This window comes from Candidatus Defluviibacterium haderslevense (assembly GCA_016712225.1).
In the GTDB taxonomy this organism is placed as follows: Bacteria; Bacteroidota; Bacteroidia; order Chitinophagales; family Saprospiraceae; genus Vicinibacter; species Vicinibacter haderslevensis.
Genome location: JADJRL010000003.1, coordinates 4264442 through 4275552 on the forward strand (window position 1 = coordinate 4264442; position 11111 = coordinate 4275552).

The 11111-nt window shown below is 29.7% G+C and carries 11 protein-coding genes; 3 read left to right on the forward strand and 8 right to left on the reverse strand.

All coding sequences use genetic code 11. The annotated features are described in order from the left end of the window. Positions 1–13 precede the first annotated feature (13 nt). Positions 14–508, reverse strand: coding sequence for a hypothetical protein (locus IPK88_16730; protein MBK8245074.1), 495 nt, complete (start codon positions 506–508; stop codon positions 14–16). 251 nt (positions 509–759) lie between these two features. On the opposite strand from IPK88_16730, the gene IPK88_16735 reads away from it, so the two are divergent. Further along, positions 760–1515, forward strand: coding sequence for a hypothetical protein (locus tag IPK88_16735; protein MBK8245075.1), 756 nt, complete (start codon positions 760–762; stop codon positions 1513–1515). A gap of 85 nt (positions 1516–1600) precedes the next feature. Here IPK88_16735 and IPK88_16740 read toward each other — a convergent pair whose 3' ends face one another. The 5 genes from IPK88_16740 to IPK88_16760 form a co-directional block, all read right to left on the reverse strand. Next, entirely contained in the window at positions 1601–1753 is a 153-nt protein-coding gene (locus tag IPK88_16740) for a hypothetical protein (GenBank protein ID MBK8245076.1), read from the reverse strand. Positions 1754–1825: 72 nt separating this feature from the next. Further along, a complete protein-coding gene (locus IPK88_16745) occupies positions 1826–2002 on the reverse strand; it encodes a hypothetical protein (protein MBK8245077.1) in 177 nt (58 codons plus the stop codon). 2 nt (positions 2003–2004) lie between these two features. Continuing rightward, positions 2005–2358: a YegP family protein gene (locus tag IPK88_16750; protein MBK8245078.1), complete on the reverse strand. Its 354-nt coding sequence runs from the start codon at positions 2356–2358 to the stop codon at positions 2005–2007. Between the two features lie 513 nt (positions 2359–2871). Further along, positions 2872–3795 carry a DUF1738 domain-containing protein gene (locus IPK88_16755; protein MBK8245079.1) on the reverse strand — a complete coding sequence of 308 codons (924 nt, stop codon included), beginning with the start codon at positions 3793–3795 and terminating at the stop codon, positions 2872–2874. 30 nt (positions 3796–3825) lie between these two features. Continuing rightward, a complete protein-coding gene (locus IPK88_16760; protein ID MBK8245080.1) occupies positions 3826–4305 on the reverse strand; it encodes a JAB domain-containing protein in 480 nt (159 codons plus the stop codon). Between the two features lie 840 nt (positions 4306–5145). On the opposite strand from IPK88_16760, the gene IPK88_16765 reads away from it, so the two are divergent. Together IPK88_16765 and IPK88_16770 are read left to right on the forward strand one after the other, a co-directional pair. Next, positions 5146–8196, forward strand: a complete 3051-nt coding sequence (locus tag IPK88_16765) for a hypothetical protein (GenBank protein MBK8245081.1) — start codon at positions 5146–5148, stop codon at positions 8194–8196. A 29-nt stretch (positions 8197–8225) separates the two neighbouring features. Beyond that, positions 8226–10373, forward strand: a complete 2148-nt coding sequence (locus IPK88_16770) for a hypothetical protein (GenBank protein MBK8245082.1) — start codon at positions 8226–8228, stop codon at positions 10371–10373. Between the two features lie 100 nt (positions 10374–10473). Here IPK88_16770 and IPK88_16775 read toward each other — a convergent pair whose 3' ends face one another. Further along, positions 10474–10737, reverse strand: a complete 264-nt coding sequence (locus IPK88_16775) for a hypothetical protein (protein ID MBK8245083.1) — start codon at positions 10735–10737, stop codon at positions 10474–10476. A 56-nt stretch (positions 10738–10793) separates the two neighbouring features. Continuing rightward, entirely contained in the window at positions 10794–11105 is a 312-nt protein-coding gene (locus tag IPK88_16780; protein ID MBK8245084.1) for a hypothetical protein, read from the reverse strand. Between the last annotated feature and the right edge of the window lie 6 nt (positions 11106–11111).

Here is an 11111-nt window from a genome sequence, read left to right on the forward strand (position 1 = left end):
ATCTGATACTAACTTATACCATAGAATTTGATTTTGCATATTCTACAGAATCATTTGACCACTCACTTTCGTGAAATTGTTTAGTTTTAGATAACTTATTATTTGGTAGTAATCTATACCATAAAAAATTTTCTATAATATCTACAATAGCTAAGCCTACAGGTGAATGACTTATCACATAATGAGTTGGGTGATAAATGTCTTTGTAATAAAAAAAAGATAATGTCACAGAATCATTGTCATCGACTATAATTTCAATTTTACCGTATTTTTTCAAAACCTTAGAATTTTTTTCAACTGAAAACAAAACGCCAGATTCCGTATTGATTGGTTTAAGCCGATGGTTTACACCATTAAAATATTGACAATTAATTTCCAGTTCCTCATTCGAAACATCAATTAAGTGTTTAAACCTGTCTTGTAGATTTTCAACAAAGTCCTTTGAAGCATTACGATTTTTTAATACTTCAAATTTTGGGATTGAAAGGAATTTAGCATAAGATTCCATTTTTTAACGAGTTTAAAAGATTTACAAAGAAGAAATATCATCTACAAATATACTATAATTTCACATAGAAAGCAAAAATTGTGACACTTATATATATAATTTATTTAAATATAATGTTTAAAAGCAAAAATTATTGTCCAAAAGTAAAAAATTTATTAAATTTGATCTATAATATATCGTTAATTTCAGCTTAAACAAATTAATTCCTATGTTTTTAAAGGAGAGATTGAACAATTATAAAGAAATATAAGGTGACTGAGGATGATCAGTTATTAATTTCATCAGCGTTTAAGGCATTTTTGAATTGGCTTGACTCCTTGAAGTTAAGAGGTATTGTACAATTGCCTGAAATATCTTTTGAATCTATTTCTTTAGACGAGACTCTTCAAGTTGATAAAGATGGATTACTCCATTTTAATCTAAGTTATTTAAAGCTGTGTTCAGTTAAATATTTTGTAACGATACTACTTCACGAAGCTTATCATGTATATATTAATGGAATTCCTAATAAACGAGATGCGGTTAGAGTAAGAGATTTCTATCAAAATCAAATGATGCTCCATATTGATATAGAAGCTGATTATTATGTTGCAAGATTCTTTAGTGTACATTATAAATGTAGTTATGAAGATTATTTGCAAATTTATTATAGCGGCTCAAGCGCTTTTCTCGATGAAGAGGTTAGGCCGTTAAAATTCGAAAGATTTGTAGGGTCAATGCTAACTATATGTCATTTTTTCAAGTATCATGAAATGGCAATATATCGTCTATCCCCAGAGTCTGTCAGGATATATCAAACAAATCCAATAGCAATCCTCCATAAAGGAACACACTCTGAAACAAAAAAGATCAAGCTATCTATTGAGGATTTAAATACACTTCAGAAAATATATCACAAACCAAATGAATTTGGCGAAGCGGAATATGTTTATTCGATGAAAACTATTTTAGAAAACGCAATCGATGGAAATTTTAATATTGAACCAAGAGTTACTTTTAGTAGTTAATAATAGAAGCTAAATACATTTTATTGTTGCTTCAAAACAAAATATGGGGTGCATTTTACATGCACCCCAACTAGAATGACTTAGTTTAGTTTAGTTTTGCAAGTTTAGAAATACTTATACAAACTAAAGTAAAAATAAAAACATCAGTTAATAACTCTGCACTTGTGCCAGTTGCTTTTACACAAAAGTCACTTTTGCAAAATTCAATTGAATTCTTTAATGGTTGAATTCTTTTCATTATAATATTTTTAAAGTTAATAATCTATCAATTCAAGCCTGACAGTTTGGCTATAAAATAAGTAGGTACAATTCATTGATATTCTTTTTTAACTCCTTTGAATTTACCCCCAGTTGTCTTAACATCCATAAATTTACCAGACGTTGTGTCTCTTTTGACCATCAAATCTGTTTTAGGATTCAAAACTTGCGTGCGGTTCTTGACTTGACCATTTCTATGGCCATCACCAACTTTACCATTTTTAGCCATAATTAAAGTGTTTTGTCTTCAACGTTAGCAATAGGAGCATCCCTTTGAACTGCAAGAATCCCTTCATTTCTTTCAGTTGATGTGTTGTACATTTCACTATTCCCTAATTCCTTATAATTTCCTGATGAAATTTGTCGAAAATAGAATTGCCCATTGGTAGCGACATCTTTTTGGAAATTATTGTCAGCAGTATTTTTCTTACTGCTTTCAATTCCCACTAAGCAATTTGCCTTACTTACATAAGTTTCACTGCTTTTTAAAATAACCCTACCATTAACTGCCCATAACAACCAATAATACTGGTTGTTATTACTATGCAGAATTTGATACTTTGGAAATGAAATTTTGTTTTCCATTATAAAAATTTACAAATTAATAAATGTATCTCAACGATAAATTCTTACGACAAGAGATAATTAATGCCGGGATAAACAAAAAAAATTCATTCAAATAAATTATTGATATTTATATAAATGCTATACATTTGCACCTTCTTAAAAAAGGATCTGAAATTGGGTAGACAAGCCCAATTGTCGAAAAGCCAAATAACAATAAAATCCTTTTAACCATATAAATGTATCCTTCAATTATATGGTGGGTTTTGGAAATATAATTCCAATAATTACATAATAGTCTTTGTTAGTCAAAATAGTTTCAAAGTTTGGCTTACATCCAAACAAATTATTTATATATAACAACTCAAAATATATGCCATTCAAAAGCTTAGGACATATTGTCATATATTAACAAGTTATAATACATAATGTACTTTATTTTGGCAGAATATTATGCCAATTTTAAGCCAAATAAAAAATCCCTACAAAGCTAAAAAAGCTAAGCAGGGACTTACAAATGACTTAAAACTCAAATTACAGATTTAAAATGAAATCAACGCCTTTTTGAGCCTCTGAGGCTACCTTGAAAATGAATTTACTGTCCTCCTTCAGTACTTTAAGCCATCCAGCTAAATAAGCGACATTGTTTTCAAAGATTTTATCAAAGTCAATCTGGACACTTGAACTGAGAAACGAAGCTCCCATTTCTGCAACTAGCTCCTCTTTGCTATATGCTTTACTTCCAAAAGTATTAGGATTCATAACTTCTACTCTAGCTAACCTTGTAGCATGCCCAGTTGAATGAATGAGTTCATGAAATAAAGTAGCGTAATATGCTTCTGCTGATTCAAACTGTTCAATTTGAGGCATATTGACGATATCCAGGCCAGAAGAATAGAAAGCACCTTTACTATCAATATGCTTTATCTCAGGGCATTTAGGCATATTCTCTACAATGGATTCACACTTATCTATCTTCTCATTTGGCTTTAACTGAATTTTCGAGATTTCTAATTCAATACCTTCTACATTGGAGATATTAAACACATTGTAATACTTAATGAACTTCAATACTTTAACTTCTGCTCCTATATTATATAGGTGTGTTGCTTCATCACTACTCATCGATCTATTATCTTTATCCTTATACAACACATTAAAGTAAATAACTTTTTCTGCCTTAGCTCCTTTCTTCAATTTGCCACCAATTTCTCGAACTTGGTTAAAAGTTAGGAAATATGGGATTAGATCTAAGGTATTATTCATTAGGATAAAGTTAATACCGGTATATAAATGTCCTGTTATGTAATTCTTCGCTAATCCATACGTACTCCATGTCCTTCTCCATGGTGCTACTCCTTGCTCAAGCATTGAAATGATTTTGTTTGTCACTTCTCGGTAAAGGTCAAAATTTTTTGAAATAGCAGAGCTTCTAGCAGATTCTAGTTCCGTTTTCATATTCTTAAATTAAATGGTTAAGAAATAGGACTACAGGGTTCCTTCATCGGCGAAGGAATAATAACCAGAATTGGGTATTAATATCAAATGGTCAATGATTTGGATATCAAGCAGTTTTCCTGCTTCAAGTACCTTTTTGGTTAAATCAAGATCTGCTTTACTTGGTTTTAAGTTTCGTGATGGGTGGTTGTGAGCTAGGATGATACCAGATGCTAATGCTTTTAATCCAGCGGAAAAAAGAATCTTGAGATCGACATAAGTGTTTGAGACTCCACCTCGAGACAGGTGAAAGAATCCTTTTACTCCATTTGCTCTGTTGAGAAATAGGGCATTAAATTCTTCAAGTAGTTCCATATCATCACTCCAATTTTTACGGAGGATTAATTCAGCTTCAGTTGAAGTGTTGATTTTTGGATAATCGGATGCTTTGGATTTGTTGTGGTAGGAGATTTTAACCTCAGCTACTAACCAAGATCGCTTTGGTTGACTTAATTCCTTCAAATTTTTCATTTTAAACTGATTTAGATTTTTAAAGAATATTTCAAACCAGTATATTTTAAGATTGAATGTTGTCGTAGAGGGCAGAAATTGCCAAAATGGCAATTTCTGGTTAGTTGTATACTCATAATTTGATACTTTTTGGCCAAAAATATTTGGAGCTTTTCTTCAAATTTTGGGTCAAAATCATACGCTCGTTTAAAAGTTCCCTACGTTAGTACGAAAGGTCTTGCCATTTTCAAGTTAATATTTAACCTTTGGCGTAATATTTTAAATGACCTGAGCTGAAAGACAAAATAGATTCTTAAACGTTTAGTAAATTGTAAATAGATGTAAAAAGAAAGCCAAAAAATGGAATATTAAAGAATAATCCTTTTAAGGTTTGAATATTACATTAATGTATTAATAATTGAATTTGTGTTTGAAAACTCTTGTCCTTCAAAAATCGACTAAGGGTTTTCACTGAATTTCATAGGTGTTTACACTGAATTTTCTTAGAGTGAAGGCTCAAACTCAAAATTTAATTGTATATTTGGGAATACTAATTTCAGAATTCAAATCTTTTTTATCTAAAAAATGAAAATTATTAAATTCTTAAAGCAGCATATTTATATTAAGTAAGGTCTTTAGTTAAATTGATTTATTGAATTTGTCTGAATTGTTAACATTTTAAATGCTTCTTAAAATATTTTAAATATATTAAGAAAAATTAGGCAGTTTGAAATTATCTATTTAACTTTGAACTAGAACAACCCCATAATCATAAAGAATTTTCATTCTAGGTAATTAAGTCGATATTATATATTGATTTTGTCTCCTATTTTAAAGATATAACAATTTAAAATAACTTATATGAAAAAATTTCTAATTTTATTCTTCATTACTCTAAGTTTCTATACACTAAGTTATAGTCAGAGTGATTGTGCTTTATCATCTATTGGTGCTTCCAATTCGCCCAGTTTTACAGGAATTGATTTCTTTAGTGAGTCAGTTTGTGAACCTTTAATTTTGAAATGCAATATTGTCATTTTAACTCGAGATGATGGGACAGGTGGATTTTCACCCACAAATACAGTATGGACAGATTGGGAAAATGCCATGAATTTAAGTTTAGCAAATATTCAAGATCCAAATTGTTTTACAGTAGGTTATCCTCTTGATTCAAAAATAAGAGTTAAATTTACCACTCATACTTTACCTAATACTTCAGCATATGACTGGTATGATAAAGCTAATGATGATCAACTTTCAAGCTCAATTCAACCAAATCGTTATATTTGTCCTAGAGTTGGAACCACATGGAGTTCATTAGAAGAGGCAATGACAACCTTTGAACAAAGTCATTTTGGTGAAATCAATTTTTTCTTTATTGAAAATGGAGAATTAGTTAGTTTACTTGAAACTCATATTGCAAATGGAACAACACCAAGTGCTCCTTACATTGATAGATTTGAAAAATATTACCTCGATCACCCTGCGTGCACAACAGGATGTGGTCCAATTGCAACAGGGTGCTCCACATATCCAAAGCCGTATTATAGTCAAGCAAGTAAAAACTCATATATTATAGCCAATAGATATTCGGATTACTTAATTAGACAAAAGTTTCATGCCATTTGGTGGCCACAGTATGCACATTTGCCACCTTCTACAGTGTGGGGATGGTCTTTTGATATAAACAAATTAATGTTATTGCATGAAATGTGTCATAATCTTATGGATTTTTTACATGATAACACATGCAATCAATTAATGTCGACCCTATTTACTCGTTCAAATTTCATACCTAAGGATAAATTAAATGCAATTCATAAAAATTTAGCTACAACAGATTTGCATAATGCTGTAGATTGTAACGCATTATCAGATGAAGGATGTGCAATAAGAGTCTCAAGCAATGCAACGATATCTGGTCCAATTAGTGTATTTGGAGATTTAATTATTGAAGATGGAATTTCATTAACGATAACATCAGATGTTTATTTCAGTGAATATTCTAGTATAATTGTAAAACCACATGCTAAATTAATAGTTGATGGCGGTACTTTAACAAATGGCTGTGGTGACTTTTGGAAAGGAATAATAGTTTATGGCGGGAATACTGATTTTGATGTTGAAATAAAAAATAGTGCAAGAATATACAATACATCTAAAGCAGCAGTCTCCATGTTTTCTCCTGAATCTTGGCCTTTAGCAGGCAACTATGGCAATGGAATTTTACATGCTGAAAATTCAACATTTAATAATTGTCGACGAATGGTTGAATTTATGTCCTGGAGCCCTATGCCAAATACTAGTTATATACGAGGATGTGTTCAGAACGGTGGTAAATGGGGAATAACAAATTGGAATTGTCAAGGAATTGAAGTAACAGATAATATATTTAATGGGATGTCTAGTAGTTGCATTGTTTCAGAAGCTGGATCTTTTGAAATTATAAATAATTTTTTCAAAAGCAATGAAAACGATATACTATTTAATAATGTATCTGCTGGATTACCATCACAAATTGAACATAATGATTTTTATGGAAGTAATATTGGGTACAATGCTCGTGGAACAATATTAGGTATAAATAAAATTTTTGAAAATTCATTTCATACAAATTATATAGATGCCCTAAATGATGGAAATAATAATTATAATATGTTAAATAATGAATTCTACGGACCAATTGGTTCGGTTAGTTTTGAAAATGGACCTGGATCTGGTATTATCAATATGAATAAATTTTCAGATAATTTCATAGGCACACTCACATCTGGTTCAAATTCTAATTTAAATTTTATTCAAAATTGTTTTAGTACTACTTTTAAGGATGTATACATAAATGGATCTGTTTCTCCTATAATTAGCAATGGGGTAAATCCTGCTAATAATTGTTTTACACATCATGGAAATACATCATCACCTATTCAAGAATTAGGAGGAAGTCCATTTGCATTTAAATATGTTGAACCCAATGATAATTTTATTGATTGTCGTGATGCTATTCTAGCACATCCAAATGTAATTCGAGAGTATAGAGGATCAAGTATTCCATTATCATCATGCGGAATACTATATTTTGGAGGAAATCCAGATACTTTATATCAAGATGAATGCTATCCGATATCAAATTCAAGTTCAAATTTAAATTCATTTAATTCACTAAATAATAAAATAGCAGAAATATTGCAAAATTCAAATTTGCCTTTGCAACAGAAAGAATTCGAATTGGCAATTTATCGTAGATGCTTAGATAGAGTCACAATAAGCCTCTTTGAAGGATATATAAAATCTGGAAATTACACAAATGCAAGAAATTTGTATAATGGAAATGCAAGCGACAATGCTATTATTTCTGTGTTTAGTTCATATGTTCAACAAAATTATATTGATTCAGCAAGGTATTACATAAATCAAATACCTATCAATTCTGAGGCGATGCAAGATTTCAAAATAATTCAAAATATTAACTTAAATAGAATACCATACGGGCCATTTTATCATTCATCTTCATCTGAACTTAATGCAGTAAGATTAATTGCACTTAAGTCTCACCCCAATTCAACATTTGCTAAAGCTTTGTATTATGCACTTACTGGTGAAGTTATAAGTTCTGAGATTCCAATATATTCATCTCAATATCTAAATCCTCATTCAAATAATTCAGGTAATAATGAAGTAATAATTAATTGCATTCCAAGTCCATTTAATCAAGAATTAAGAATAGAAATTAATGGTGCATCAGATTTTAATATAAATATTCAAGATATAAATAATAAAATCGTATATTCAAGTTTAGTAAAATCGAATTTAATTATTTTAGATACAAGAGATTGGCAAAATGGAGTTTATATCATTAAAGCATTTAGAGACAAAGAAGTAATAGCCAAAAAGAAAGTTGTATTAATAAGATAATTTTGGTTGCACAATTTAAATTTAATAAAATGAAATTACTCCTTATTTTAATATTTAATATTAGCCTTTCAAATGTAAATTGGGGACAAAAAACATATTGCAAATTATTTGATTTAGATCCAGAATCTCCATTTAATGTTCCCAATGATATGAAGGTCTTGGGTAATAAAATAGTAATAGGAAGCACAACTTTATGTGACTACATTACTGAATATTCAGACTGCTCTAAGTTGGCAACTTTCAACTTGGATGGTATCAAATTAGACGCAACAGTAATTGACTCATTCTCTACATATAGTAGAAATGAATGTATCTCATTTTTAGATTCTAATCTAATAGTTTCAGGGAATATGTATCCAATATCTAATACGTGTGACATTTTAACATATGATATGGATTTAAATTTAATCTCAAAATTTAAGTTAACAGGACCTCCTGATATGTATTATACTAATTACGGTTATTTAATTAAAGATGAAATAATTTATTTCAATGGAATTTTATTACCTAAAAATGGATCAAAATCAACAACTGAAGCAAGGATAGTTAAAATGAAAGTAAAAACTAAAGAGATCATTTGGGAAAAATCCTTTACTTTGGGAAATTTTAATTTGGTATGCAATGACTTACAATCTACTCCAGATGGAAATCTTGCTTTTATTCTATATTTTAGTCCTCCTGCAGGAATAGGACCTGATCCAGCTTTTAAAATTCTTAAAATAAATCCTGATGGAGAAGTATTAGATTCGTTCCAATTTTTTGATTATAAGGAGCATGGCAATAGATTGTTAGTAAGCAAAGAAAATAGTTATTACTTTAGTTCTGTTGATCATCCTACCAAAGGATGGGATTTTAAAAATACAGGTAGAATTAATAAATTAAACAGTAGTATGGATGAATTGGATTGGAATATTGTACTTCCAAATAATCCTTATACAGATGGTCGTAGATACTCTATTCAAGACTATATTGAAGCTAAAAATGGAGATATCGTTGCAATTGGAAATGTTAAAGAGAATTCTGATAGCAAGATTTTTGGAGGAGATATTTCAACAACTTATAATGGATTTATTGTACGTTTAAATTCTGAGGGGAATCTCGTATGGTTAAGAATTTACCGCATGCCACAAGAACTATTAGATATTTCTATTTATGGACAATTTAGAGAATCAAGTTTGAATAAAATAGTTGAGCTTGAATCAGGAGATTTTATTGCTTGTGGGGATGTTTATTATAATAATTTGCAGAACTCAGCTATTGATCCAACAAAAAATGAAATAGACCATTTATGGCTTATTCGTGTAGATTCTTCAGGTTGTCTTGATGATTATCCATGTGATACCATTATTAGAATACGGCCTTCAATTCCTTTTGATTCACATCAATTTAATATTGGAGACCAATGGACGTTTGAAACAGTTGAGCCTTCGGGTAATCCATGGGAACCCTATATAAGATTTACAAACCGTCAAATAATGGATACTTTGAATTCAAATGGGAAGAAAATTTATGTTTTCTACAATCAAGATTCTATGTATCAGGAAAATGGTAAAATGTTTTTTTGGGATGCATATTTAAAATCTTTTGAAATGTATTATGATTTTAAATCTACGTCTGAATATGAAATTAAATATTATGATATATCTAGGAAAAATGTACAAATAGCTAAAGTAAGTGTTGACTCTGTATATAACACCATCATAAATTCGGATACTATTCCAACACAAATATTGCATATTGCAAACAATGGTTCTTTTCCAGACGATGCAAATTTTATAGTTTATAAAAATATTGGAGCTTCAGAATATGAAATAAGATTGCATTTAGGATATGGACTTCAGGATCCAGTAAGATTAGTAACAAAACTGAGGTGTTTTAAATCAATTAATAAAGTCATTAATTTTCAATCGTATCCTTGTGATAGTACTTGGCAATATACTAATACTACTAATTTGGGTGATAATAAATTGAGCATTGTTCCAAATCCGACATTAGATATAATACAGATACTAGGAATTGAAAAAGATTTACCTTTTGAATTATTTAATACGCAAGGAGAAAAAGTATCAAATGGAACTACAATAAATGGTAAGATATATATTCCTAATACTGGAGTATTTATTTTAAAAGTTAAATTTGAAAATGGGTATTCGATTAATAGAATTTTAAGGTTATGATAATTATCATTATATTGGAAAGAAATGGTAATTTATTTATTTAAATTACAAAAGATTCAATTTTGTTATATTGAATTATTAACATGAGTATAAAAATCATTTAAACTAATTGTAACCCACTAAAAGACCGACTAGACCGTCCATCAATCATTAACTTCAAATAAATCTTGTAATTTGGAAGATAAATAAGATCCTGAACATCAAATTCAGGAAACATTTCTTCAGCAATATGCTTTGCATCTTCGGTTCCAATTCTAAAGGAAATAACTGTCCCAATATTCAATAGCACAGCTTGCCTAATATCTTCATCAAGTTGATGCATATATTGATGAACGAGTATCAACCATACTTTAAGCTTTATCAATTTAAAAACCTTAATATTAGTCGAAGCTTTTGCAGCCAAAATAGAGTTGGCCCTGTTTAGGAATTAGGCATAAATTCTTCGAGTAGTTCCATATCATCACTCCAATTATTGCGAAGGATCAATTCCGCATCTTTGGAATTGTTGATTTTTTTTGGATAATCCGATACTTTGGATTGATTGTGGTAAGAGATTTTAACTTCTGCAACTTGCAAAGATTGCTTTGTTGGATTGAATTCATTCAGATTTTTGATTTTAAACTGGTTTAGATTGTTAAAGAATATTTCTAAACCATTATATTTTATGAATGAATGTTGATGTAGAGGGCAGAAATTGCCAAAATGGCAATTTCTGGTTAGTTGTATACTCATAATTTG